This is a genomic window from Methylobacter sp. sgz302048 (assembly GCF_052162025.1).
Classification (GTDB): Bacteria; Pseudomonadota; Gammaproteobacteria; order Methylococcales; family Methylomonadaceae; genus Methylobacter.
This window is the reverse complement of the sequence record NZ_CP197401.1, coordinates 4,110,948-4,137,496: the sequence shown is the minus strand read 5'-3', so window position 1 is coordinate 4,137,496 and position 26,549 is coordinate 4,110,948. Positions and strand designations below refer to the sequence as shown.

Genomic DNA, 26,549 nt, shown 5'->3' with positions numbered 1-26,549 from the left:
GTTTACATCATCGTGTGCCAGAAGATCAGGAAGCTGGCGGCGGCCAGGCCAATTGCCACTATTTCGATCTTTTTTAGCAGAGAGGATTCTTGCCAATAAAGCCAGGCATTGGCTTTTTGCTGCGACCAGGTGATCCTGAATGCGTTGTACCAACGTTGTGAGAGACGCCACAGCTTGTAAAGGCCATAACAGATCAGCGAAAACAGCAAATAAAATACGATGATCTGTGTTTCATGGGTGCTGGTATGAAAGATATGCTCGACCAGCAGATCGAACCCCTCTTCAAGCACTTCAAAGAAGGCATGGGAGGCTTCGAGCAGTAAGCCGAATACCGTGTCGGGAATCAGAACCACAAGGCCGAGCGCGATCGAGATCAAGATGATTTTTAGATTATGAGGTGAAATCATCTGTAATCCATGCGCTTGTCACATCAAGTTGCTGTTTTATAGAAAAATAAATGGCCTAATGAAAACTGCTTTAGTTTGGTCTCGATATTATACGTCAAGCCGACTGTTCTGACTTCATCGTTTTGGGTTCGTATTAAAGATTGCCAAATGAAACAGTAACGCGCGTACCCCCTGCGGCGCTGATAAGGCTAAGCTCGAGCCGGGCTTTGTGCAGATCGGCAATTTCCTTAACGATCGCTAGACCCAATCCGCAGCCGTTGCCTGAACTGCCCGGTATACGGTAAAAGCGTTCGAAAATTTTATCCCGCTCAAGGTCGGGAATACCGGGACCATCATCCTCGACAATCAGGCTGGGTGTGGGAAAGCGTTTCAGTTTGACGATAATATTGCCATGCTCTTTGCCATACACAATAGCATTATCGAGCAGATTGCCCAGCAATTCCCGCAGCAATACCTCATCGCCGCGCACGTATACGGGCTGTTTCGGGCCTTCGAAGCTGAGTTCTATCTCTCGCTGCAGCGCTTTGGGCGCCCAGTCCATGCAGGTGTCCTTGACCAGAGCATCCAGATTGACCGGTTTTAATTCATTCATGCCGTCGATGGGGCCCGATTTCGCCAGCACCAGCAATTGCGTAATCGTATGAGATGCGCGGTCGGCGGAATTTTGCATTTGCTGCAGCGCCGGCTTCATGGCCGGCAGATCCTGTTCGCGCAGTGCGCGCTCAGCCTGCAGCTTCAGGCCGGCCAGCGGCGTGCGCAATTGGTGGGCGGCATTGGCGACAAACCGCTGCTGGGCGGCGATAGCTGCCGACAAGCGGGCCAGCAAGTCATTGATGGTATCGGTCAGGGTGCGGACTTCGAGAAAAACGTGCGTTTCAGCGATAGGGCTCAGATCACGCGGCGAGCGTTGGGCGATTTCATCGGCCAGCGTATGCAAAGGCTTCAGGCCTCGCTTTAATCCTCTCAGCAGATAAATGCCGGTAAACAATGTCAGGATAAGCTGCGGAACCAGGTCGGCGAGCAAAATATCGATCATCATGTACCGTCGCTTATTCACCGTTTCGGCGACATGGACAAAAATTTTCTCCGGCGTCTCATCGCGAATGATCAGCATGGATACGACCCGCACCGGCTCTCCGCGAACTTCGTCCTCAAAAAAGACCGGATGCGACCAGTTCGCGCCCGGATCAAATGATTCCGGTACGAAACTGTCTCCGACGATCATGCCTTGCTCGGAGGATATGATCTTGAAAAAGGTTTTATCGAACTCGTCCCATTTGAAAATTTCCAGCGCGGCGGGCGGCAGTTCCACCCGTATCTTGCCGTCTTTGACCTTGATTTCCTGAGTCAATGACCGGGCCGAGTCCAGCAGCCAGCGGTCGTAGGTTTCATTGACATAGTGCAGCGTAACAAAGTAGGAAAGCACGCTCTCGATCGCGACAAAGCAAATGAGCGGGATGATCAGCCGGAATAGAATTTCAGTTTTGAGGCTTCTGACTTTAGTCATCGGCCGTCTCCAGCAAGTAGCCCAGCCCGCGCACTGTCCGGATCACGGCATCGTACGGCTCTATGCGTTTTCTGACGCGATGGACATAGACTTCGATGGCATTGTCGGCGAGCGCCTCCCCGTCAGCCGACAGGCGCTGAGCGATACGGTCTTTACTGACGACTTTGCCGGCCTGTATCAGCAATATTTCCAGGACGCCGTATTCACGAGCCGACAGTTGCATCGATTGGCCATCGGCCAGTACCTGGTGGTTTTGCGTGTCCAGCGCCAGCCTGCCGATAACAATATCGTTGCGAAAGCCGCCATAGCAGCGCCGTATCAGAGCGCGAACGCGCGCTTCAAATTCCCGCAGTTCAAACGGTTTGGTCATGTAGTCGTCAGCGCCCTGTTCGATGCCTTCGATTCTGTCATTGATGCCGTCTCGAGCGGTCAGGATCAAAATCGGTAAAGGTATCTTGCGCAATCTGAATCTGCGCAGCAATTGCAGTCCATCCACATCCGGCAGCCCCAGATCCAGTACGATTAAATCGAAGCCTTGCGACAATAACAGTTGCTCGGCGTAGCCACCTGTAGTGGCGCAGGTGACCGAATAGCCATTGGCGCTTAACGTATGCATTAACCCATCCGCCAAAACTGCATCGTCTTCAATCAATAAAATTTTCATACATTCAAATTCATGTGAAAGGTTCTTGAAAGGTTATGCGCATAAAATAATTTCGAATCGAAATTGTTAAGGCGCTAATCGCCTTTCCTATAAAGTTGAAAGCATAACATTAATTATTGATTACGCTCTCATGGTCAATATTTAAGGGAATCGCTATGAAATCATTTGAAAAATTATTAAGTGAAAATAAAGCCTGGGCCCGGGAAAAGAAAGCGCATGACCCGGAGTTCTTTGCCCAGTTGGCTAAAACGCAGAAACCGGAGTTTCTCTGGATCGGTTGTTCCGATAGTCGGGTGCCGGCGGAAATTATCGTCAATGCGCAGCCTGGCGAGATGTTTATTCATCGCAACATCGCCAACCAGATGATTTCAACCGATTTCAACTGCCTGAGCGTGCTGCAATATGCGGTCACCGTGCTGAAAATCAAACATATCATCGTTTGCGGGCATTATGGCTGCGGCGGCATCAAGGCCGCTTTGGGCAGACAAAGTTCTCAACTGGTCCTTACCAATAAATGGCTCATGCATATCAAGGATGTTTATCGCCTCAACAGGGCTGAAATCGATGCATTACCGACTGAAGAAGCGCGAGTGAACCGGTTGGTTGAGCTGAATATTCAGGAACAGGTGCAGACGCTGGCCCATACCTCGATCATCCAGCAAGCCTGGCATGAAGAAAACCGGCCCACCTTGCACGGATGGGTCTATGGCCTGGACGATGGCTTGCTGAAGCCGCTGGTTACGCTTTATCCCGATACCGAAATTGATCCGATTTTTAAATACGATTATCACGAGGCGGACATAGCGTTACCGGCAATGAAATTTGTTTCCAGCCGAAGATGATTGACGGCTTGGGCTTTGCAAGTCTGAACCTGGATATACTGCCAGCGACCCGCTTAAGCGGTAGCATTATTTGCGCTATGGAAAAATCGTTCTCCTCAATCATTGCCCCTCATGCTGCCAACGGCCGCTTACTCTGCACAAGCGGCCCAGGAATATTAGTCTGGCCGATATGCTGATGAATCATAAGGCGTTGGTAGCACTTTTTTTGCTTGTGGGCGAGTGATGCGAGAGAAAAAATTTATCTGCAGGCGCGGAACTGCTGAAGCCGATTTTTTAATTTTCCAACCATAGTTTTGGAGTTCATACATGAACAAAGGACTAAAAATTCTTGTCCCCATCGATTTTTCAGATTTTAGCCGTAAAGCGCTGCCCGTCGCTCAGGAATTGGCGCGTATCTATAAAGGCCGGATCTCACCATTTCATGCCTATGATCTGTATTCGAACATGGACGGTTTTCACTATGACGTCGACAGTTTTCACGCCGATGGCGATCCGGCTACTATCGAGCAGGCCATAAAGACCAAACTCCGGCAGTTCGCCCTGGAGTCGGTGGACAACGGCATTCTGGATGACAGTGTCGCCGCGCAGGACCGCAAACCGGCCCAGGCTATCGTCGAGGCATCCGGCCGGTTTGACATGATCGTCATGAGCAGCCACGGCAGAACCGGCTTCATGCGCATGTTAATGGGCTCGGTGGCCGAAAAAGTGCTCCGTTTCGGCAATCGACCCATTGTCATCGTAGAGGACGAATCCGGCTTTACGCCCTTCCGTAAAATTCTTGTCCCTACCGATTTTTCTTCGAATTCCCTGGCGGCGCTGCCTTATGCGCAGGATATCGCGCAGGCTTCCGGCGCCGAAGTGCATTTGTTCCATGCCTTGTGCGGCGACTTGCACAATCCTGAACAATTCGAGCAGCAGAAACAGGAGCGGTTGGAAAAATTGCATGAAATCGCCGAACGGCATCTGCCGGATCTTGCCGGCAATTCGAAATGCTTTGTCGCCCATGGCGCCGACTCGGCTCACAACGCGATTCGCGAACATATCATCGGGCAGCATTACAACCTCGTCATTATGGCGGCGATAGGGCGGACCGGTCTTGACCATCAGCCCATCGGCAGCACAACGGCAACCCTGATCCGGGCTGTCCACACGACCTTCATGGTGATAAAGCCTTGATGATTTATAAGATTGACAATTACAGCGGACGGCTGATTTGGATAAGTCCAGCGAGTTCAGACCAGGATTCAATATAAAGTGCAGACCAGGATTCGATATAAAACTAAATACAACTCCAGCATAGGAGCGGGCATATGATTCACAAGCATCTCAGTTACTATTTAAAGCATCTGCATCACGATATACCGGCCGGGCTGGTCGTGTTTCTGGTCGCCTTGCCGCTTTGTCTGGGCGTGGCGCTGGCATCCGGTGCGCCATTGTTTTCCGGGCTGATCGCGGGCATGGTTGGCGGACTGGTCATCGCCTGGGCGAGCGGTTCCCAACTCAGCGTTTCCGGTCCGGCCGCGGGCCTGACCGTGATCGTGCTCAATGCCATCGATCATTTGGGCAGTTTTCAAGGCTTTCTGGTCGCCGTCGTGCTGGCGGGCATGCTTCAGCTCATACTGGGCTTTCTCAGGGCCGGCGCGATCGGCGCTTATTTTCCCTCGGCAGTCATTGAAGGCATGCTGGCCGCAATCGGTTTGATTCTGATCATGAAGCAGATTCCCCACGCCATCGGTTATGACGCCAGTTTTGAAGTCGACGAAGTGTATATCGGCGAAACTGTCCGGGAGACTGTCCAGTCCATGATGGGCGCGTTAAAGGCGATTTCGCCGGGCGCTGCCGTCGTCAGTTTCGTATCGCTGCTGATCTTAGCGATATGGGAGAGCAGTTTTGTCAAGCGGGTGGCCTTATTCCGGCTGATCCCCGGTGCGCTGCTGGTCGTTGCTTGGGGCATCATTTACAATATGGTGGCCTTACGCATGGCGCCGGAATGGGCGATCTCCAGCAAGCATCTGGTCTCGCTACCTGTCACGGAAAAACCGGAAGATTTTCTCAATCTGTTCACCTTCCCCGATTTCAGTTTTTTGGCTAAGCCCGAAGTTTATACGGTGGCTTTGACGATTGCGATCATCGCCAGTCTTGAAACCCTGCTGAGCCTCGAAGCGGCCGATAAAATGGACCCGCTCAAACGCGTGGCGCCGACCAATCGCGAATTGAAGGCTCAGGGCATCGGCAATATGGTCAGCGGCTTGATTGGCGGTATACCTATCACGGCCGTCATCGTGCGCAGCGCCGCCAATATTAATGCCGGCGCCCAGTCCAAGGTGTCAAGTTTTGTGCATGGTTTGTTCCTGTTGCTCAGCGTGATGTTTTTCGCGCGCTTTCTCAACAATATTCCGTTGTCCTGTCTGGCGGCGATATTGCTGCAAACCGGTTATAAACTGGCCAAGCCGAAAATCTTCGTCGAGTTTTTCCATAAGGGCTGGAGCCAATTGGTGCCGTTCGTGGTAACGATTGTGGCGATTCTGGCGACGGACTTGTTAAAAGGCATCGGGGTCGGCATTGCAGTCGGTCTGTACTATGTGGTTCGGGCCAATTACCATGCCGCCATTTCGCTGACTAAAACCGATGATCGTTATGTTCTCAGCCTGAACAAAGACGTCACTTTTTTAAATCGTGCCCGGCTTAGACAATACTTCAATCAGATCGAGGAAAACAGTACGGTGCTGATTGACGGCTCGAAAACGCAGTTTATCGATCACGATATTCTCGAAACCATTCACGATTTTATGCTCAGCGCCCAGGACAATAATATTAAGGTCGAGGCCAGGGCACTGGAAGGCAAGGGGCAAATTCAGGCCGAGCCCGAATTGAATGCGGTCATGACTAAAGGTAAAGGAAAAAACCAAGCCAAGCTTGATTCAAAAACTACCGGTGCTTTGAATAAAGGACAAATGCAGGCAGTGATCGGCTCAAAAGCGACTGGCTGATCGAGTACGCGGCAGGCTTATTTTCAATCCTGTAGCCTATAGAAATTATCAATCGCTGCAAGATTAAATCCTGGCTCAGTTTCTGAAAGGTCTCTGAAAGGTTGCGCAAATACAATCGAACTCATGTTCGAGAGAATTATGCAGGCCTCCGATTAAGAGAGCGGTTCTGGTTGTAGAAGCGTGTGCTATTGCCTGGCTCGAACAGGATTTAATCAGGAACGCTTGTAAGGATAGCGGCGAAGCGACCGTCAATCTGTCTTTGGCCTTGTTTCGTCCTATGCGGCATCGATGCCGGCAGAGAGGGGATTTATCCCGATGTTTACGAAATTCTGAGAATGAGGCATGAAGTTAAGAGCTCATCAAAAAATTATCGTACAGGCGGCTTTGATCGGCATCCTGATAAGCACCTACGATGTATTGCTTCATTCACTGCTTACGTTCGCGCATATTGCATTTGAATGGCTCGAGCTTGGGCTTGAAGAGTTGATTGAACATGTTTTCCACACGACGCGCCATCAGAGCCAGATTATTGTGTTCTATCTGCTCTTGTCCGCTATTTTGTTCGGGCTTTATCGACTGTGGCGCGTGTTGCCTCGGTTCTATAACTATCTGCTGGCTACGAGAATGCATTATGCGACACATATGAGCAGTTACTGGAGGGAGAGTTCTTCCGTTCAGAAAGCAAAATTGATAACGACTTGCTCGGCCGGTGTTGTCGGTCTGTGCTTCTGGATGTTTTTTTGAGAATAAAAGAGAAGGCAATGGGCGTGATTATTTATCTTCGATTCGATAGAAATTATATCGACGCAGAAACTCATTAAGCTTTTGTAATGTAAAGATTTGCAATCACATCTTTATTTTTATTAGTAAGAAGTAAATGGCATCGTGTTTTTGGATATTAAACATATAATGGTCCATTTGCATAGGCATCATTCGAGTATCCGATACTCCAAACAGGATAAGTAAAAACATGGGGATTCTCAGCATACTGCTTTGGACACCGGCCATTGGCGCATTTTTGTTGGCATTAACTCCGGGCCAGAATACTCGGATCATCCGGGGCCTCGGCAATGTGTTCACAACTTTCGTTTTGTTGCTGAGCTGCTGGCTGGCTGCTCAGTATGACGGGCATGACGCCGGTCTACAATTTTACGAATATTTTCCTCTGAATCCCAAGCTGGGCAGCGCTTATGCATTAGGCCTGGACGGACTCTCCATGCCGATGCTGGTACTGGCGACTTTGCTGACGTCCATCGCCCTGCTAGCCTCTTTCAGTATTACAAGCCGAGTCAAAGGCTATTATATCTGCATGCTGCTGCTTGAGTTCGGCATGCTGGGCGTGTTTCTGGCTCAGGACTGGGCGGTTTTCTATATTTTCTGGGAAGTGACCCTGATTCCGCTGTTTTTCCTGATCGATCGCTGGGGCGGCAAGCGACGCCATGCGGCCAGCCTGAATTTTGTCCTGTATACCATGGGCGGTTCGATCTTCATGCTGATCAGCCTGATCGCGGTTTATGAGTATGTGCCGGAACACGCGTCTTTGATGAGCGCGATGGTGCATGTATCGGAAAACATGCCGAAAGATCAGCAGGTATGGGTCTTGCTCGGCTTTTTGATCGGTTTCGGCGTCAAGATGCCGATCTTTCCACTGCATGGCTGGTTGCCGCTGGCGCATGTCGAAGCGCCCAGCCCGGTCAGTATCCTGCTGTCCGGCATCCTGCTGAAAATGGGCGCCTACGGTTTGCTGCGGGCGGTTGTCATGCTGCCGACAGCCGCACAGACACTGCAATCGCTGCTGGTTTTCCTGGCCGTGTTCGGCATGCTGTACGGCGGATTGCTGGCCTGGCGGCAACGCGATCTGAAAGCGATGGTCGCTTATTCCTCGGTCAGTCATATGGGCGTCGTCTTACTGGGCATCGCCACCCTGAATGAAGCGGGATTTCTCGGCGCGATCATGCAAATGACCGCGCATGGCCTGATCGCCGGAGCCCTGTTTCTGCTGGTGGGATTGTTGTATGAGCGCACGCATACCCGCAACATTCAGGATTACAGCTCTCTGGTTCAGGTAATGCCGCGTTTTGCGCTGTTTGCGACCATAACCTTGCTGGCGGCGATGGGGCTGCCCGGTTCGGTCGGCTTTGTGGCCGAATTGCATACCTTGATCGGAGGCTTCCAGCAATGGGGCGCGTTAATGGTATTTTTCAGCCTGAGCATACTGATCAGCGCCGCCTATGCAACACGCACCATCGGCATGCTGTTCACCGGACCGGTAAAGCCGCAGATGCAGCATATCGAGGATTTGCGTCCTTCGGAGTTAGTCGCTGCCGGCATACTGGTAACGAGTATTGTCGTGTTCGGTTTGCTGCCTGAGCCTCTGATCGAACTGTCATCGGCAACCCTCTTTGAAATGAATAGCCAGATCATTCATAGCCACTAGGTTATAAAGCGAGTTTTTAATCATGCAAGCATCACCATTAAAGTCCCGTGATATAGACCAGTTGCGCGCGCAGATTACGACAGCCCTGGATCATTTGGACCATGTGCTGCCCGGACAGGCGCCCATCCTTGATTTCGTGCATCACAATACGTTGCACGGCTTCCAGCACCTGCCGTTTGAAGAGGCGCTGGCCGCCTTCGAGGCCCTGACCGGGACCAGCGGTTATCTGCCTGAAGCGCGCAGCCGGGATTATTACAGAGCAGGGCGCATAGACGACAGCGACATCATGGCGGTACTTGATGCCGATTACTGGCTGCAGTCCGAGCAAATCATCTGTCATACCGATGATAAAACCATCAAGCGCAAGGAGATCTATCGCATTGCGCTATTGTTTGATCTGCCATCCATCACGGTCAGCCAGTTGAACTGGCAGATCGAGGAAATGGCCGCTCTGGAGGCCGTGCAGGCCGATGTGCCCGAGCCGGTGCGCAGCCAATTGTCGGCGAGCGATGTCAGGCCATTGTGGGAAAGCATTCTGGCCAAGCTCGAGATGGAACAGGCCAGCCTGCATCCCGAGGACTTGCTCGAATTATCCATGGAACAGGCCGAGGACTGGCTGGCGCAAGTCCGCTACAGCAGAAAAGGCGGTAATCATGCGTCCTTGCATCAACAAATGCAGTTACTGGGGCGCCAGGCTCTGGATGATCTGCTGGCTCAGTTGGGCGATAGCATGAGCCTGCGCGGCTTCATCATGACATTGACCGGCAAAGACATTCTCGATTTCGTGCGCCCGCAACTGATCCGCATCTGCGCTTCCGGTCTGGATGAAGGTCTGGCGCCATGGCCCATTCCCGAACGCAGCCAGCTGGGCCTCTATGGCGCCTGGCGCGCAACGGCCGCCTATGACGCCAATCCGTTTTTGCACGAATTGCCTGACTGGCAGCAGATTATGGCCGAACTGCCGGAGGATGCCGTCGACGCAATCATTCTGCAGCTGGCGCATCTGGAAATCCCGCAAGCGAAATGGAACGGTTATCTGGGCCGGCTGGCGCTGGAAATACCCGGCTGGTCGGGATTGATCAACTGGCGCCAGCACCACCCGCATTATCAAACGGTGAATGACGCCAAGCCCAAACTTGCCGATTACCTGGCAATTCGGCTGACGCTGGACAGGCTGTGGCTGAATCAGATCTGCCGCGAAACGTGGCTGATCGAGGCCAAGCTGAGCAGTCTCAAGTCCTATTTCAGCAAAAACCTGTCGGAATTCATCGTGCGCAGCCAGGTATACCGGGGCGATTTGCCGGAATATCTGACTGATCAGGCTGAATCACTGATGTTCCTTGCCGGTTCGGAGCGCCATTCGCGCGCCGATTGGCAGCAGCTTGCCGATATGATCGGGATCTGGCGCAGCAGTCCGCTGGCGATGCAGCAGGCGGAGCGCAACCATACCATTTATTGCAGCGGTTGGCGCCTGTTCCGTTTATGCCAGCACCTAGGGCTTAAGGCGGCGCATATAGAAACCTTGAAAAAGAAAGATCTGCGCCTGATGCTGTCCGTGCTGGATGAGTTTAACGAGACGGAGCGAGGCAAGGTCTGGCTTCAGGCTTATGAGCGGCACTATCGGGAAAACTTTTTTCATGCCTTGAATGCGAACCATAACCGCGGCCGCTGGGCCCGGCGCAATAAGCGCCCCGATGCACAAGTGATCTTCTGCATGGACGATCGCGAGGAAGGCATCCGCAGACATCTGGAAGAATTTAATCCCGCCATTGAAACGCTGGGCGCCGCCGGATTTTTCGGCGTGCCGATGAACTATAAAGGCCTGGATGACAGCAAAGTTTCGCCGTTATGCCCGGTCGTGGTAACGCCTGCCCATGAAGTCCGGGAAGTGCCCAGAGCCGGCAGCGAGAAAGCGCTGTCGAAACATAATAAAGGCCGGCGCTGGGTTCAACGGGCAACCAACCTGCTGCATCAGGGGCTGCGCCGCAATCTGTTGGTATCGCAGCCGGTTATTGATGCCATGGCGCCGGTTACTTTTGCAGGCCTGATGGCTAAATCGCTGTTGCCGAAACAGCAGAGAGGTCTGGTGGCAGGAATCGGCCGGCTGTTTTCGCCCAGTGTTGAAACCGAGCTGTTGTTCACGTCAACAGATAATACGACGCCGGCAACGCCAGAACAGCCCAAGCTGGGCTTTACAGATAATGAACAGGCTGACCGGACTGCGGCTTTCTTGCGCAATACCGGCTTGACCTATGGTTTCTCGGAATTGGTCGTATTGATGGGGCACGGTTCCATCAGCCAGAACAACCCGCATTTGGCCGCTTATGATTGCGGCGCCTGCAGCGGCCGTCACGGCGGGCCCAATGCACGCGTGTTCGCGGCCATGGCCAATCGCCTGGAAGTGCGTAAGCTGCTGGCCGAACGCGGCATCAGCATTCCGGACGATACTTGGTTTATCGGCGCCGAGCACAACACCGGCAATGAAGATATTATTTGGTACGATCTCAAGGACGTGCCTGCGGAACGGCAACCGGCACTGAAAAAACTACAGCAGGCGCTCAGTCATGCGCAGCAGCTTTCGGCGCACGAACGCTGTCGTCGACTGGCTTCGGCGCCGCGCAATCCGACGCCGAAACAGGCGTTGGCGCATATGGTTGGGCGCTCGGCCGATTTTTCTCAGGCCAGACCCGAGCTGGGCCACGCCACCAATGCCGCGGCCGTGGTCGGGCGTAGATCACTGACCCAGGGTGCATTCTTCGACCGGCGCGTGTTCCTGATTTCCTACGATCCGACCCAGGATCCGGACGGGAAAGTGCTGGAAGGCATCCTGCTCGCCGTCGGCCCGGTCGGCGCCGGTATTAATCTGGAATACTATTTTTCCACCGTCAATAACGAGCGTTTTGGCTGCGGCTCCAAGGTGCCGCACAATGTCACCGGCTTTTTCGGCGTCATGGAAGGCGCATGCAGCGACTTGCGCACAGGACTGCCCCGGCAGATGATAGAAATTCACGAGCCGATGCGTCTGCAGCTTCTGGTTGAAGCCAAAACCGAGATTCTGGAGCAAATCTACGCCCGGCAGGACAGCCTGCGCGAGTTGATAGCCGGCGGCTGGGTGCATCTGAGCGCGAAAGATCCGGACAGCGGTGATATTTTCATCTTCGAGCGCGGCACCGGGTTTGTGCCGTGGCGGGCTGAAGCCAAAGAATTGCCGGTTTGCGCGAGCTCGCCGGATTGTTACCGGGATCAAACCGAGCCGGTGGCGCCCGTCTTGATCAAACAGCCTGAACTGTGGGGAGTTTAAGCGCGTGGATTTAATCGTTATTTTAATTCCTTTATTGCCGCTCGTTGCCGCGGCAGTGATTGGCATCGGTCATTTGTTCGGCTGGCTGGAAGGCGAAGCCGGCGAAAACACGACGGCCGATATCGCCAATTGGGCCATTATTCTGTCAGGTCTGCTGGCTTTGGCGCTGCTGACCGGCGACTTGATGGGCAAAAATACCGGCTCATTCAGCGTCGGCCAGTGGCTGGGCAGCGACACGCTGAATATCCGCGTGAATTTCATCACTACGGGCTTCAGCGTCGTGGTGGCGGCGCTGTTTAGCATGCTGCTGTTTATCGTCATGCGCTTTTCGGTCAATTACATGCACCGGGAGGCGGGCTTTCACCGGTTCTTCTTTATTCTGAGCCTGTTTTCTGCGGGCATGCTGTTGCTGGTGTTATCGGGCAATGCAGTCGGTACGTTTATCGGTTGGGAAATTGCCGGGCTCTGTTCCTATTTATTGATTGCCTATTTCTATGACCGGCCCGTTGCCGCCCAAAACGCGACGCGCGTCTTTGTGACTAACCGTATCGGCGATGTCGGATTCATATTGGGCATCAGCCTTTGCTATGCCTGGACCGACAGCGTTAACTGGGCCAAGCTGACGGCTTTGCCGACGCCATTATCCACCGGCCAGGCCGTTTCGATCGCTTTTTGTTTCGCCGTAGCGGCTTTTGCGAAATCGGCGCAGCTGCCGTTTGCGCCCTGGCTGGCGCGCGCGATGGAAGGGCCTACGCCGTCCAGCGCCGTGTTTTACGGGGCGGTGATGGTGCATGCCGGCGTCTATCTTATGATTCTGCTGCAGCCGGTTCTCGAACAGGCGCCGCTGATTATGGCGTTGCTCGCGGTTGTGGGCCTGTTGACGGCGGTTTATGGTTTTGTCGTCGGCCTGACGCAAACGGACGTCAAGAGTTCATTGATTTTTGCCACATCGGGTCAATTAGGCTTGATGTTCCTGGAATGCGGCCTGGGCTTTTGGCAGCTGGCCAGCTGGCATCTTTGCGCCCATGCCGTGGTTCGCGGTTATCAGTTCCTGACCTCGCCATCGCTCATGCACAACGTACAGGGCAATCCGATCAGGCCGGTCGCTCCGGCTATTGCCAGGTTACGCTGGGCCTATGTCGTCTCATTGCAACGCTTCTGGCTGGATCAGATTACCGACTGGACACTGGTAAAGCCGATACGGCGCCTGGCGCACGATCTGACTTATTTTGACGATCATATCGTCGACCGTACATTCGGCGTGTCCGCGCCGGCCATTCGGGCAATATCGACGCTGGCGCAAATGGAAGAGCAAAAAATCGGAGCCCGGCTCGATAATGACGGCGACACTTTCGCGCAAGGCAGCGGCCTGGCCGGCAAGATTACCGAGTGGGCTGCGGCCGTCACCCACTGGTTCGAAGACAGCTTCGTGTTGCGCGGCATCGGCAAAAACGCGATCAATTATGGTCGCCAATTGGGCTATATGGCCAATAAGGTTGAGCTGCTGTTATTCAGCCCGCGCTATCTGGTGTTGTTCATCTTTATTACTTTGCTGATTGCATTTTGAGGACCCGATGGATATCAATGTAACTTTCTGGTCGGAATCGGCAGCATTCCCGTTATTAAGCGTACTGACCTTGGCGCCGCTGGCAGCCATGTCCGCGGCCGCGCTTTCGCGTTCAACGGTTGTCGCATTGCGCTTTGGTTTTGCCGGTACAGCGCTGAATTTATTGCTGAGCATCTATCTGCTGATGCTCTATGATGCCGAGAGGGCAGGGATTCAACTGGCTGAGCAGGTGCAACTGTTCGGCCTTAGCTATAGCGTCGGCGTCGATGGCATGAACGTGCTGTTTATTCCGCTGACAGCCGTGTTAACGCTGCTGGCGCTGATCTATTCCATCATTAACCGGCACGTTATCGACCGGCAGTTCATCGCCTGCCTGCTGGGTTATGAAGCTATATTAATAGGCGCTTTTGCGGCACTGAATGCGATGCAGTTCTGGTTATGGAGCTTGCTGGAACTGCTGCCTGTGTCTTTGTTGACCCTGCATGCCGGTACCGGACACAAAAGGTCCTGGATCGTAGCCGGCTTGCTGCAGTATTGGGGCTGCGGTTTGCTGATGACGCTGGCCGGCTTTTTATTGCTGGGCTTTGGCTTGATCGATTCGGAGCATCCGCTGACTTTCGATTGGCTCACCATCAAGCAGAACAATGCCTATTTGCATGATGAGATCCTGATTTTCATTCTGCTGTTCTACGGTTTTGCCATTCGCATGCCGCTGTTTCCGTTTCACGGCTGGCTGCCGGCGCTGGCCGAACAGGGCACCGTGGCGAGCGTTGCCATTTTTGTAGTCGGGTTAAAGCTGGGGATTTATGCCGTCATTCGCTTTATTCTGCCTCTGATTCCAGGCGTCGCCGAAGAATGGGCCGATTTTGTCGTCACGCTGGGATTGATCAGTATATTTTACGGCGCGCTGCTGGCGCTCATGCAAATCAATATACGCAGGTTGCTGGCCTTTGCCGTTATCAGCCATACCGGCATGCTGGTGATCGGCATATTCTGTTTCAATACGCAGGGCCTGGAAGGCAGCATCCTGTTGTCGCTGGCTTACGGCTTGGCAACGGCCGGCATGTTTTTCAGCGTCGGCCTGATTTACGAGCGCACCCGCACCGCCTTTATTCCGCGATTGGGCGGCCTGTTCGACACCAACGCCACGATCGCGCTGCTGTATCTGATTGCCGCTTTGAGCACGATGGTCATGCCCGGCACGCCTGGCTTCGATGCGGCGCATTTGCTCATCGAAGGCACGATTCAGGATCGCGGTTGGCTGGTGGCCGTCGCCATTTTGAGCGGCAACGTGCTGGCTGCGGCTTTCCTGCTCTGGACGTTTCAGCGCATGTTCATGACCAGCACCAAACGTTCCGTACAACCCTATGGCAGCATCCATCACCCGGTCATCAAGGAACGCATTATTACGATCGCGATCAGTGCAATGCTGATCGGCACCGGTTTTGATACGACGCCTGTTCTGAATTTTATAGACGATGAAGTGGCCGTTTTGAGTCAATCTTACCCCATGCATAGTGAGCAACGTGCGACTGAAACGCTGACAGAACCGGCTGAAAGCGGCGCTGCCGATATAAAAAGAGTGAACAATCATGAGTGAAACCGGTTTCCCTATATTAAGTCTGGTGATGGCGCTGCCTTTGTTGGGCGCGCTTGCCACCGGTGCGGCCAGTGACAGCAATTTGGCCAAAAAAATCGCGCTGTCGGTTGCAGGGTTTGAGCTGGCTGCAACGTTGTTCATCGTCTATCTGTTTAATCCGGGCGACAGCGGTTTTCAGCTGATCGAGCGGCATATCTGGGTGCCAACTCTGAATATCGAGTATCTGGTCGGAATCGATGGCATTTCCGTATTGTTTTTGCCGATGTCGGCGCTGCTGACGCTGGTGGCGGTTGTCGCTTCATGGAATTCGGTGCAATATTTGCCGCGTTTCCACTTTGCCTTATTGCTGGCTTTGGAAGGCGTCACGATGGGGGTGTTTGTGGCGTTGGATATGGTGCTGTTCTTTTTGTTTTGGGAACTGACACTGCCGCCCATTTTCTTCCTGATCGGTCTGTGGGGCATAGGCCCTCAGCGCCGTGGCGCGGCGATGAAATACACGCTGTTCATGCTGTTCGGCGGCGTGCCATTACTGTTTGCCATCATCATGCTGGCCGTTAACCATGCGGCCCAAATGCACGGCAGCGTGCCGCAGAATTTAACTTTCAGCTTGCCTGTCCTGCTGGATACGCCGATCTCCGACAATTGGCAGACCATTATTTTTCTGTTGCTGCTGGCTGGTTTTGGCGTTAAAGCGCCGTTAGTGCCCTTTCATACCTGGCTGCCAACGACAGCCATGGAAGCGCCTGCGCACATGACCGCCTTACTGACCGGCCTGAAGCTGGGCGCGTTTGGCCTGTTGCGTTACACCATGCCGCTGACGCCTGCCGCTTCGGTCGAATATACCTGGGTACTGGGTATTCTGGGCGCAATCACACTGATTTATGGTGCCATGATCGCCTTGCAGCAGACCAATCTGCGTCGCTTGTTGGCTTATGCCAGCATCAGTCATGTCGGTCTTGTGATCATCGGTATCGCTACGCTCAACATGCAAGGCCTTCAAGGCGCGATTTTTCAATTGCTCAATTTTACCTTGATTGCCAGCTGTCTGATGCTGATAGCGGGCTTCATCCAGCATCGCCTGGGCAGTACCGAAGTCATTCATTTGGGCGGTCTGGCAAAAGTGATGCCCCGATTGAGCGCTTTTTTCTTTTTATTTGCCATAGCCAGCATCGGCGTGCCGGGCGCCAGCGGTTTTCCGGCGGAACTGCTGTTGATCATCGGCGCGCTGAATGCGCACCCCAGTCTTGGCATTGCCGCCTTGATGGGTGCTGTCCTGGGGGCGTCCTATATGTTGTCCTTTATGCGCCGCGCGTTTTACGGACCTGTTGTGCATGTCAGCGTCAGCCAGTTGCAGGATCTGCGAAAACGCGAACTGGGCTTGCTATGCGTGCCGGCCCTGCTGGTATTGTTGTTCGGATTCTTTCCTAACTTGATATTGAACACCAATAAACTGACGGCAGAAGCATGGTTGACCCGGCTGACCAACTCATCGGTCGTGATCAATGGCGACTATGTGCGGCAAAATCAGGAACTGCATGAAACAGCGCATTTATCTGAACCTATTAAATAGCAAGATCGGGTACAATCTTTAATTTGCCTTAAATGAGCCCATCATGAAGCCGAACAGTGCCGATATCAGAAAACGCTATGACCGGATTGCTCCATTTTTTGACGGCATGGAGGCAGTCATGGAAGGCCTGTTTTTCAAAAGCTGGCGCAAAAGGCTATGGGATAGGGTGGATGGACACCATATTCTGGAAGTCGGCGTCGGCACGGGCAAGAACTTTGATTACTATCCGAAGGACGCCCGCATAACCGGCATCGATTTCAGCGAAAAAATGCTGAACGAGGCTAAGCGTAAACGCGGCAGGAAGCAGGTCAGCGTCGAGCTGGACTTGATGGACGTCCAGTCCTTGTACTTTGCCGATAACAGTTTTGATACCGTTATCGCCTCCTTCGTTTTTTGCTCGGTGCCAGCGCCGATAAAGGGCTTGAAGGAACTTTACCGCGTCTGCAAGCCGGGCGGGCAGGTGTTGCTGCTGGAGCATGTATTGAGTTCAAACCCCGTGATTGCCGGCGCCATGAATCTGCTTAACCCGATCGTAGTGACTCTGGTCGGTGCCAATATCAACAGGCAGACTGTCAAAAACGTGCAAGCCTGCCCGTTTAGTTCTGTGCGTGTCGATGAGCACAGCAGCGATATTATCAAGTTGATTGAAGCGCGAAAGTGATGGCCGGGCCTAAGCCTTTCAGAAATGCCCCTGCCAGATGGACTTTTGCCCCTCCTCATCGACATCCCAGAACGATGTGCTGCCGATAAAGTCGTCGACAAAGGGCTGACCGAAAACCGCGCAGCCGCTCAGGCACAAGTTCAGATAATGGGCCTGAGCCTTTGATGCCGATAAATAGCGGTAAGGCTCGAAGTCGCGGGCTTTGAAATAATAAGCGTCAAAGATATCCGCCTCGTCATGATAATGGCAGGCTGTGATCCGGCAGAAATCATAGCCTTTTTCCCGCTCCAGCAAACGATCCAGCGATTGTTCATCCATTTCGAAGCACGTGCCGTTCATGACCTGCTCCGGCTCGGCATCTTCGGCATTCAGGACACAAACGGCGGCCTGATGTTGCTCATCATAGCGGTAAGTCGACGCCAGATTGAAAACCCGCTGCAAGCCGCGCGTCTTCACAGGAGTGATATTGCGTGCCTCAGGTACGGTTCGGGTCAATGACTGTTGGTTGATTAAACTGCCGTAGGCAAATATTTTATAAATTTTGGACATGTTTGTTGCGAAGCTGATCAGATCGATATTATTAAGGTTGGCAAAAGAAATAAGCTCAGGAAAAGGGTGTTGGCGTTGGTCGGATAAATTAAAAAATAAACTTTAGAGATTTATAATATTCTAATTGCTAAGGCAGGGCTGCAACCTTGGTTGTGCAGATGACGCCAGTTAGAGACGCTTTTTAAAGCGCTGAAAAACAGGGCAAGACATGATAGCCGGCAAAACTTTTTAGCTCAATCGCAGTTGAATTGGGTAAAATATAAATTGTTATCAAAATTAGCTATATACGTGAAATTAAAACTAGACAACTTGGTACAAACCCGTATTCCGACCCGACACGGCGAGTTTATCCTGCATTATTACAGCAATAATATCGATAAAAAAGAGCATGTCGCCTTCGTTAAAGGCAGTGTTGCCGACAAGGAAAACGTGCCCGTTCGCATTCATTCCGAGTGCTTTACCGGCGATGTTTTGGGCTCGCGCCGCTGCGATTGCGGCGAACAGCTCGATATGGCGCTGCAACTGATCGACGAAGCCGGTTTCGGCATCCTGATTTATCTTCGGCAGGAAGGCCGAGGCATCGGCCTGCTGAAAAAACTGCAAGCCTATAACCTGCAGGACCAGGGCATGGATACGGTCGATGCCAATATACACCTGGGGCATCTGGCCGATGAACGGGAATACAGCATTGCAGCACTCATGCTGAATGATCTGCAGGTAAAGTCGATCGAGCTGATCACCAATAATCCGAAAAAGATTAATGAGTTAAAGAAGCTCGGCATCAATGTCGCCGGCCGCATTCCGATTGAAGCCGCAGCGCATGATGACAATCTGGAGTATTTAAAAACCAAAGTAAAAAAAATGGCTCATATGCTGTCTATGTCGAAACAGGATGATCAGAAGTAACTGATCGATTGGATATTAATGTTATCTATATTAATTTTTATATAAGCCGTTTATCTAATCCGCATTAAAAGGGTTGATAAAAAATCCGATGGTGTTTTAATTAAAACATCAGTATAAGATTGGGCTTAATTAAAGAAATATATGGATGCCGATTTAGTCAAAAATTCCCGGATTTCTACGAAATGGTTTAACAGCGTCTTGGAGTCTTTAAACGCTGTTGAGAGTCCCAAGCAATTATTCGATATAGCCCTTGATATCAAAAAGCAATTCGGCTTTAAGCATATTGCTTATGGCATTGTTATAGCGAACGATTTCAGGAATGAAATTTACTACATCTATTCAGATGAATCTGAGGAATGGAAACAAACTTATATTCAGAATGAATATTGGAAAATTGATACGCGCATTATTATGGCGCGTAAGCAGATTGCTCCTTTTTACTGGAGCAGACTCCCTCAAAGATCCAGTTTTATTTCTGACGAAATGATGAAAGGCGTTTGGGACGGCATAACGATACCTGTACACGGGCCTAAGCATTTTTTTGGATTTCTCCATTTCACTTATCGCGCTGAGCAAAAAAAAATCAGCAGTTGGCTACAATATATTAAACCTTTTGTCGTTTATTTGGCTCAGCGCATTATCGAAGCTAATTTTGCTTTGATAGGAAAAGGATTGTTGTCACCGCTGCTCCATAATTTTATACAAAGCAATACTACCCCCTTTACCTTACAACAGCGTCGATGTCTGGCATGGGCCGCCGAAGGAAAAACAACTGAAGAAATCGCGCTGATTCTTGATATTTCTGTCTCCACTGTCAATAAGCATCTTGATTCAGCCGCTGAGGTGCTGAATGCCAATAACCGCACTCATGCCATTGCGAAAGCGGTTGATGGAAATTTGATCGCTTTAGCCTACAAGAAAAAATCGACTATTTTCTATTTTTAAATATTCGAATTCCGCCAATAAATCCACCTAAGTATTTCTGCTTATATTTCAATTAAGTAAAAATACTTATTCCCGTCAAATTTAAAGCCGCAGGCTATTATTGTGCCATTGTTGCTGCACAATAATGCCGTTAGAATTTAAGCGAAATTTAAAGGCTTTTAAGCACTTTTTAAGATTAAAAATTATTGATACGCGCTGTTCTTCTGGAGCTGCTTTTTCTGAAGACTCACATTTAACAAACATAAATGATTAAAAAATACTCATGAAAAACCGAGTAGCAGCGATTTTAATCGGCGTTTTTGGAATTATACCCTTTACTTACGCCGAGTCAGATGATGGCAATCTTGCTTCGATTGAACAGGTCGGGACTGCTTATCAAGGAACTATCAATCAATCCGGTGACAATAATATTGCGCGCATTCGGCAGGTGGCGGTCAATGCAGAGCTTGACGAGCAGTTAAGCGAAGGCAATGGTACGGCTGAGATTACTCAGACAGGAAGCCTGAATTACGCTGAGCTAAATGATTTTGGCAAAAGTAATGATATTGCTATTCATCAATGGCAAAGCGATAACAACGCTCTGGTTAGCTTAGATGGCAACAACAATCAAGTCAATCTTGATCAGAACGGCATAGCGCAGGATTTCATTGGCAGTATTTACGGTAATAACAACGAGCTAATGGCGACACAGTCGGGTAGTTATAACCGTGCTGTTGCAGATATTGATGGCAACAGTAACGAGGTTAGCATGACGCAACTAGGCGACAGCAATAGCGCAAATATTCAAATTGAAGGCGACCGTAATAGCGTAGCGGTATTACAGGACGGCAACGCATTGAATTACAGCTTGGGGGTTAATGGGAGCAATAGCAATATTACCATTACCCAGTATTAGGAATTGAGGCAGAAGGCTTCAGCAGGATGCAGAGCGGCAATGATCAGTTTATTTACGAGCTCAGACTGATCAGGTAATGAGACAGGATTTCCTGCCTTAGTTATTCATTTTTAAATAAGAGGATACCACATGAAACAACGTATATTAACTGCTGCGATTATGGCCGCTCTTTATGGGGTGACTGGCGCTGCACTTGCAGGTAACACTGCAACGACTTCACAAACGGGTTCCGCCAACGTTTTGGCAGTAGGTCAGACTGGTAGCGACAACTCTACCAATGCTACGCAAAATGGTACGAGCAATGGAGGTACTATTAATCAATCAGGCTCTCTTAATTCAACAACAACAGCTCAAAACAATGCCTCAAATACTTTGAACGTAACTCAAAGTAATACAGGCAATAATGCCGCCGTCAATCAAGGAGAGTTCGGCCAAGGCAGTAACGAAGCTACGGTAAACCAAACTGGAGCGAATAATAATTCCAGTATTACTCAAGCTTGGGATAATACTGCAACTGTTACTCAATCAGGTGATAATAATACTGCTACGGTTGAACAAGACGGCGATCAAGATTCCGCAACCATTAACCAGACTGGTAGTGTTAACACGGCGACTATTGATCAAAATAACTGGGATGCAGATAATGTTTGGGTTGCTAACAATGAAGCAACAGTTACTCAATATGGAAACAACAACCAAGCTGGTGTAACTCAGAGCGGCGATGAAAATACCGCTACTGTAACGCAATATCAGGATAACCAGGCGACCGTTGATCAGAGCGGCTTTACCAACACTGCCACAATCCAGCAGTTATATTATTCCGGCGAAGCGGCAGTCAACCAATCAGGCGACAATAACCAAGCTACTATCAAGCAGGATGGTTATGTCGGTCTTGGCGATAAAGGAACCATCGATCAATCCGGTAATAATAACGTTGCCACTATAGATCAGAGCCAATGGAACGGTGATAATGTCTGGATCGATGGCAATATCGCGGGCGTAAATCAAGCAGGTAACGATAATAACGCGACGGTAAACCAGTTTGGTGATGACAATAACGCTACGATTGGCCAAAACGGTGATAATAATGTTGCTACTGTAAACCAAGTTCAAACTAGCAATGTCAATGCAGCTTCTGTTGATCAGGCTGGCAACAACAACGTCGCTACAATCGATCAACCGCAAGATGGTAACTATGCAAGTGTGAATCAATCAGGCGATTACAATGATGCTGATGTCAAGCAAAACAGCAATGATAACGATGCAACAGTGAGTCAATCCGGCATTGGAACAGACCTTGCGTTAAACGATGTTGATGTGACTCAAAATGGCGTTGGTGATACCGCGTTTGCTACACAATTAGGTGGTGCCGGTAACACGCTCTATATTACTCAAGGCGGTGGTGGGCAGTTTGCAAATGTGACACAAGATGGCGCATCTAATACTGCTACGGTAACTCAAGCGCCGTAATTATTTGACGCTGAGTTTTATCGACTAAAGCAAAGACAGAGAGTAGTATAAAGCTACTCTCTGTTTCTCTATCTTGTAGTGTAATATCATGAATATTAGCAGTTGTTATTTGCGTTTATTGATAATAATAGTCGATGTATTGATTTCATTACATTTCAAATCATTACAAGCAGCCTGTCTTGAACCGACAAATCCATTGATAGGTAACGCTATGCAGAAAAATAACCGTCAAACCATCGAGCAGCATGGCTTGCGCAATGAAAAAAATATTAGCCAAAATGGTGAAAATAACGCTTTGGCACTAAAGCAAGCAGGTCAGGACAATAGTGCCGTTATTCAACAGAACGGCGACTGCAACGATAGTTCCGTATCGCAATCGGGCGCCAATAACCAGGCGATAGTTCGACAAAATAGCGGCAACAACCATACGGTGATACGCCAGGGTAATCGGTGAAACGTTACATTTTTGCTATTTTATTGCTGCCGCCGTCTCTAGCAGTAGCGGTCGAGCCGCAGTTTGAAGTGGGCGGGCTGGTAGTCGACCAGACCATGTCACGTATCGGCCATTTATTTTATGAAGAGTTGATCAATGGCTGGGAGGTGCCTGATGATATCGGCACGATTACTGTCTATGAGCGACCCGATATATTCGCGGGCAATATTATTTGGGTAGAAATTAACGACAACATCGTGTTTCAGGATCGGGTGGGTACCCGCCCCAACGGTATTGAAGAAAAAGCCCTGGCAGCGCGGGCTTTATTAGAATTGTATATTCAGCAACGTAAGGATGCGCTGCGTGGATTGGAGATATATTAGTATGCGATTATGGATTTATCTTGGGCTGCTGGCTGTTTTTATAAAGCCGCTATCGGCTACGGAACTCGTTTATCGTCCCGTCAGCCCTAGTTTTGGCGGCAATCCCCTGAACGGAAGCTTTCTGCTGAATCAAGCCGCCGAACAGAATAATTTCAAAGATCCTGCCGCTGTCAACAAAGCAACGGCTCCACAAAAATCCGAACTGGAGCGCTTTAAAGAAAATTTACAGCGAGCCATTCTCAACCAAGTGTCACGGACGACCACGCAAAATCTGTTTGACGAGGACGGCAATATTCAGCTGGGATCTGATCTGAATTTTGATCTGGATGGCGACGGCCAAAGCGATTTTGCGGTCATTGTCGATGAGGCTCCGATCAACGGCAGCGTCAGCATTAGCATTTCTGACGGTATTTCCGATACCGTATTGACTGTTCCTTATATTAATACCCTAAGCAATCCATGATTCCTGTTTTTCGCAGAGTGTTGTGCGGCGTATTGGCCGTGTCAACCTTAACGTCGTGCTCCAGTGTTTTTCAGCCAGTCAGCTCCAGCAAAGCAACCACTGATTACCGCTCGGGTCTTTCCGATATGCTACGCTCATTGCCGCCGCCGGCCGAACCCATCGTCGTCGCGGTGTATAAGTTCCGCGATCAGACCGGTCAGTACAAAAGCAGCGAAAATCTAGTGCAGTATTCCACGGCCGTGACGCAAGGCGCCACGTCCATGTTGATACGCGCCTTGATGGAGGCCGGCAACGGCAAATGGTTTACCGTGCTGGAAAGAGAAGGCCTGACCGATCTGATGAACGAGCGCAAAATCATCCATCAAACCCGGGAAATGTATTCCGGCGACAAGAATAAGACGGAATCGCGTAATCCCAGCCTGCCGCCGCTGCTATACGCGCCCATCCTGCTGGAAGGCGGTATTGTCGCCTACGAGACCAATCTGTTGACGGGTGGAGTCGGTGCACATTATTTCGGCCTGGGCGGCTCTACGGAATTCAGGCGGGATACGGTGACCAGCATGCTGAGAGCTGTTTCTGTCAAAAACGGCTCGGTACTAAACCATGTTGATGCTAGAAAAACCGTGTTCTCCATACAACTGGATTCCGGCTTGTTTCGTTATGTGTCTTTCAAGCGGCTGCTGGAAGTCGAAGCGGGCATTACCAGCAATGAACCGCCGCAAATGGCAGTTATGGAAACCATAGAAGCCTGTGTTTATGCAATGATCATGGAAGGGCTGATCAACAACTTATGGAGTTTTAAGGATCAGCATTTGGTCAAGCCCTTAATCGAGGATTATTTGAAGCAGCGCGATTCGGAAATGCTGGCGGAATTTGATGAGCAGGGCCGCTTGCTTAACATGACACCTAAAAATAAAGAACTGCCTGAAGCCATTTCCCAAAAAGACTGATCAGGCGAAGTCTAGCCCTGCCCGGTGATTTGAGCTCAAAAGCAAAAGTCTAAAACCTTAATAAAACTATAGAGGCAATACCGTCTCAACCAGCTTGACCCAATAAGCTGCACCAATCGGCAGGATCTCATCTTTAAAATCATAGTGCGGGTTATGGAGCAGACAGCCGTTTTCGGCGGGGCCGTTGCCCAGCCAGAGATAACAGCCCGGCTTTTCCTGCAGCATAAAGGCAAAGTCCTCAGAACCCATGCTGGGCGTCGGCTGAAGGTCGATGCCATCCTCTCCGACTACCGCAATGGCGGCGTTCAGCGCCATCTGTGTTTCTTCTGCCGTATTGAATGTGATCGGATAACCGGGATTTTCCGGATTGAATTCAATCTCTGCCGTTACATTGAAGCCCTGGCAGAGGGCGTGGGTTAGCTGACGGATCTTGTCGGCAATGGTTTTTTGCGCACGATCGCTGAAACAACGGAACGTGCCGCGCAACATGACCGATTCCGGCAAAGCGTTCCAGGTCTGGCCGGCATGGATCTGGGTAATGCTGACGACGGCCTGTTCAGCCGGATCGACGGTTCGGCTGATGATCGTCTGCAAGACGGTGATCAATTGGGCGGCCGCGACGATAGCGTCACTGCCCAAATGCGGCATCGCGGCATGGGTAGCCTGGCCCGTCAGGACAATCTCGAAACAATCGAACGAAGCCATCATCGGCCCCTGCTTGACGGCAAAATGGCCGAGCGGAACGTCGGGAAAATTATGCAGGCCGAATACGCGGTCGGCCGGAAATTTTTCAAACAGGCCATCCTGAATCATTTGTTTGGCGCCGGCCCGGCCTTCTTCAGCCGGTTGAAAAATAAAATACACGGTGCCGTTAAAATGGCGATTACGCGCCAAGTAGCTGGCCGCACCCAATAACATGGCGCAATGCCCATCATGGCCGCAGGCGTGCATTTTGCCTTCATGGCGGGATTTGTACTCAAACGTGTTCTGCTCCTGTATGAACAGCGCATCCATATCGGCGCGCAGGGCGATCTTCTTGTCGCTGTTTCCGGCCGACAAGGTGGCGACTACGCCGGTTCTGCCCAGTCCCTGATGCACGTCCAGACCGAAGCCGGACAGTTTATCAGCGATGAACTGGGCCGTTGCGGTTTCTTCAAACGCGGTTTCCGGAAACTGGTGCAGATGCCGGCGCCACTGGCGCATGTCGTCGTGGAGTTGTTGAATATCGCTGGGTATGGGCATGGCAGAATAGTTAAACGTGATTCATAGGCGGCTCGATGAAGCTATCATAGCCAGAAAGCCGCTTGGCAGCTAATAAATTCGATAACCTGCATGATCCGGCCTAATGCTCAGCAGGATCGTCAGGCTCGCCTTTATACTCGCGGATGATGCGCCGGACATTGCCCATTTCAAATCCGTAAGTCCTTTTCAGAATGCCGAGTCTCTGGTCTTTACTGATTGAATCCGGCAGATTCAGCGCCTTAAGAATATGCTCGGCCGGTACGCCGGTTTCCTGCTCCAGCTCTGCCAGCGTCATTGATCCCCTGATCTGGATGTCCTTGCCTCTGGTCAGGGCATCTTCGGATACTTCGACAGGCGTTATGATCGGCGCGAAAGCCAGCGCAATCAGCGCCAGCAGGCCAACCAGGCCGAGCCCGGCTCTAATCTAAGCCCTGATTTTTCGCTGGGCCGGCCCGTTATTGTGCAAACGATCCAGCGCCAGTGCAGCAGCAGGTGAACGGCAAGCACGCCAAGGAAAGCCGCCGATATCCAGAAATGTATCGTTCCCCATTCATGCCGGTTCAAGCCCCATAGGCTCGAAAAACGGCCACTGCCCGGCGGCAGGATATAGCGCATCAGCACGCCGGTCACAGTCAGAAAAAGAAACCCGATAAACGCGATGACATCAATTATAAAATTCAACGTGGCTTTCACTGAGACCTCCATGCAGAGTGGTTCATAATTTTTGCACATTCGCTGACAATAATACGGCAACAGCTTAACGGGTA

25 protein-coding genes are annotated in these 26,549 nt (G+C 51.0%); 18 read left to right on the top strand and 7 right to left on the bottom strand.

Going from position 1 to position 26,549, the window contains the following annotated elements:
- Positions 1-2: 2 nt before the first annotated feature.
- The 3 genes from ACTNE6_RS18570 to ACTNE6_RS18560 form a co-directional block, all read right to left on the bottom strand.
- A complete protein-coding gene (locus ACTNE6_RS18570) occupies positions 3-407 on the bottom strand; it encodes a hypothetical protein (protein WP_442497814.1) in 405 nt (134 codons plus the stop codon).
- A gap of 133 nt (positions 408-540) precedes the next feature.
- The gene (locus ACTNE6_RS18565) at positions 541-1,914 is read right to left on the bottom strand and encodes a sensor histidine kinase N-terminal domain-containing protein (RefSeq protein WP_442497813.1); all 1,374 of its coding nucleotides are present in this window, start codon (positions 1,912-1,914) and stop codon (positions 541-543) included.
- The gene (locus ACTNE6_RS18560) at positions 1,907-2,578 is read right to left on the bottom strand and encodes a response regulator (protein ID WP_194969901.1); all 672 of its coding nucleotides are present in this window, start codon (positions 2,576-2,578) and stop codon (positions 1,907-1,909) included. Before ACTNE6_RS18560 ends, ACTNE6_RS18565 begins: the two co-directional genes overlap by 8 nt.
- Positions 2,579-2,733: 155 nt before the next feature.
- Here ACTNE6_RS18560 and can point away from each other — a divergent pair, with 155 nt between their 5' ends.
- The 10 genes from can (at position 2,734) to ACTNE6_RS18510 (ending at position 17,546) form a co-directional block, all read left to right on the top strand.
- On the top strand, positions 2,734-3,420 hold the full coding sequence (can, locus tag ACTNE6_RS18555; RefSeq protein ID WP_442497812.1) for a carbonate dehydratase: 687 nt from the start codon (positions 2,734-2,736) through the stop codon (positions 3,418-3,420).
- A 306-nt stretch (positions 3,421-3,726) separates the two neighbouring features.
- Positions 3,727-4,596, top strand: a complete 870-nt coding sequence (locus tag ACTNE6_RS18550; protein WP_442497811.1) for a universal stress protein — start codon at positions 3,727-3,729, stop codon at positions 4,594-4,596.
- A gap of 134 nt (positions 4,597-4,730) precedes the next feature.
- Entirely contained in the window at positions 4,731-6,410 is a 1,680-nt protein-coding gene (locus ACTNE6_RS18545) for a SulP family inorganic anion transporter (RefSeq protein ID WP_442497810.1), read from the top strand.
- 342 nt (positions 6,411-6,752) lie between these two features.
- Positions 6,753-7,154 carry a hypothetical protein gene (locus ACTNE6_RS18540; protein ID WP_434482556.1) on the top strand — a complete coding sequence of 134 codons (402 nt, stop codon included), beginning with the start codon at positions 6,753-6,755 and terminating at the stop codon, positions 7,152-7,154.
- Between the two features lie 226 nt (positions 7,155-7,380).
- The gene (locus ACTNE6_RS18535; protein WP_442497809.1) at positions 7,381-8,847 is read left to right on the top strand and encodes a complex I subunit 4 family protein; all 1,467 of its coding nucleotides are present in this window, start codon (positions 7,381-7,383) and stop codon (positions 8,845-8,847) included.
- A 22-nt stretch (positions 8,848-8,869) separates the two neighbouring features.
- Positions 8,870-12,148, top strand: a complete 3,279-nt coding sequence (locus ACTNE6_RS18530) for a DUF2309 domain-containing protein (protein WP_442497808.1) — start codon at positions 8,870-8,872, stop codon at positions 12,146-12,148.
- 4 nt (positions 12,149-12,152) lie between these two features.
- Positions 12,153-13,715: a proton-conducting transporter transmembrane domain-containing protein gene (locus ACTNE6_RS18525; protein WP_442497807.1), complete on the top strand. Its 1,563-nt coding sequence runs from the start codon at positions 12,153-12,155 to the stop codon at positions 13,713-13,715.
- 7 nt (positions 13,716-13,722) lie between these two features.
- Positions 13,723-15,315: a complex I subunit 4 family protein gene (locus ACTNE6_RS18520; RefSeq protein ID WP_442497806.1), complete on the top strand. Its 1,593-nt coding sequence runs from the start codon at positions 13,723-13,725 to the stop codon at positions 15,313-15,315.
- A complete protein-coding gene (locus ACTNE6_RS18515; protein ID WP_442497805.1) occupies positions 15,308-16,885 on the top strand; it encodes a complex I subunit 4 family protein in 1,578 nt (525 codons plus the stop codon). The genes ACTNE6_RS18520 and ACTNE6_RS18515 overlap by 8 nt, the downstream gene beginning before the upstream one ends.
- Positions 16,886-16,928: 43 nt before the next feature.
- Positions 16,929-17,546, top strand: a complete 618-nt coding sequence (locus ACTNE6_RS18510; protein ID WP_194969891.1) for a class I SAM-dependent methyltransferase — start codon at positions 16,929-16,931, stop codon at positions 17,544-17,546.
- An 18-nt stretch (positions 17,547-17,564) separates the two neighbouring features.
- Here the strand turns inward: ACTNE6_RS18510 and ACTNE6_RS18505 are convergent, their stop codons facing one another.
- Positions 17,565-18,095 carry a gamma-glutamylcyclotransferase family protein gene (locus ACTNE6_RS18505; RefSeq protein WP_442497804.1) on the bottom strand — a complete coding sequence of 177 codons (531 nt, stop codon included), beginning with the start codon at positions 18,093-18,095 and terminating at the stop codon, positions 17,565-17,567.
- A gap of 288 nt (positions 18,096-18,383) precedes the next feature.
- Between ACTNE6_RS18505 and ribA the strand changes: the two genes are divergently transcribed.
- The 8 genes from ribA to ACTNE6_RS18465 all read left to right on the top strand — a co-directional run bounded on the left by ribA (position 18,384) and on the right by ACTNE6_RS18465 (position 24,540).
- On the top strand, positions 18,384-19,001 hold the full coding sequence (gene ribA / locus ACTNE6_RS18500) for a GTP cyclohydrolase II (RefSeq protein ID WP_442497803.1): 618 nt from the start codon (positions 18,384-18,386) through the stop codon (positions 18,999-19,001).
- 141 nt (positions 19,002-19,142) lie between these two features.
- Positions 19,143-19,946, top strand: a complete 804-nt coding sequence (locus tag ACTNE6_RS18495; RefSeq protein WP_442497802.1) for a helix-turn-helix transcriptional regulator — start codon at positions 19,143-19,145, stop codon at positions 19,944-19,946.
- Between the two features lie 262 nt (positions 19,947-20,208).
- Positions 20,209-20,841, top strand: coding sequence for a hypothetical protein (locus ACTNE6_RS18490; protein WP_442497801.1), 633 nt, complete (start codon positions 20,209-20,211; stop codon positions 20,839-20,841).
- Positions 20,842-20,970: 129 nt separating this feature from the next.
- On the top strand, positions 20,971-22,311 hold the full coding sequence (locus ACTNE6_RS18485; RefSeq protein WP_442497800.1) for a beta strand repeat-containing protein: 1,341 nt from the start codon (positions 20,971-20,973) through the stop codon (positions 22,309-22,311).
- A gap of 88 nt (positions 22,312-22,399) precedes the next feature.
- A complete protein-coding gene (locus ACTNE6_RS18480) occupies positions 22,400-22,765 on the top strand; it encodes a hypothetical protein (protein WP_442497799.1) in 366 nt (121 codons plus the stop codon).
- The gene (locus ACTNE6_RS18475) at positions 22,762-23,127 is read left to right on the top strand and encodes a CsgE family curli-type amyloid fiber assembly protein (RefSeq protein ID WP_442497798.1); all 366 of its coding nucleotides are present in this window, start codon (positions 22,762-22,764) and stop codon (positions 23,125-23,127) included. Before ACTNE6_RS18480 ends, ACTNE6_RS18475 begins: the two co-directional genes overlap by 4 nt.
- A gap of 1 nt (position 23,128) precedes the next feature.
- Positions 23,129-23,590: a curli assembly protein CsgF gene (locus tag ACTNE6_RS18470; RefSeq protein ID WP_442497797.1), complete on the top strand. Its 462-nt coding sequence runs from the start codon at positions 23,129-23,131 to the stop codon at positions 23,588-23,590.
- A 38-nt stretch (positions 23,591-23,628) separates the two neighbouring features.
- Positions 23,629-24,540 (top strand): CsgG/HfaB family protein, encoded by a 912-nt coding sequence (locus ACTNE6_RS18465; RefSeq protein WP_442497796.1) that lies wholly within the window; start codon positions 23,629-23,631, stop codon positions 24,538-24,540.
- Between the two features lie 66 nt (positions 24,541-24,606).
- Here the strand turns inward: ACTNE6_RS18465 and ACTNE6_RS18460 are convergent, their stop codons facing one another.
- The 3 genes from ACTNE6_RS18460 to ACTNE6_RS18450 all read right to left on the bottom strand — a co-directional run bounded on the left by ACTNE6_RS18460 (position 24,607) and on the right by ACTNE6_RS18450 (position 26,475).
- Entirely contained in the window at positions 24,607-25,782 is a 1,176-nt protein-coding gene (locus ACTNE6_RS18460) for a M20 aminoacylase family protein (RefSeq protein ID WP_442497795.1), read from the bottom strand.
- A 100-nt stretch (positions 25,783-25,882) separates the two neighbouring features.
- Complete coding sequence (locus tag ACTNE6_RS18455) at positions 25,883-26,077, bottom strand: hypothetical protein (protein ID WP_442497794.1); 195 nt, start codon at positions 26,075-26,077, stop codon at positions 25,883-25,885.
- Positions 26,078-26,166: 89 nt separating this feature from the next.
- Positions 26,167-26,475, bottom strand: coding sequence for a DUF4405 domain-containing protein (locus ACTNE6_RS18450; protein ID WP_442497793.1), 309 nt, complete (start codon positions 26,473-26,475; stop codon positions 26,167-26,169).
- Between the last annotated feature and the right edge of the window lie 74 nt (positions 26,476-26,549).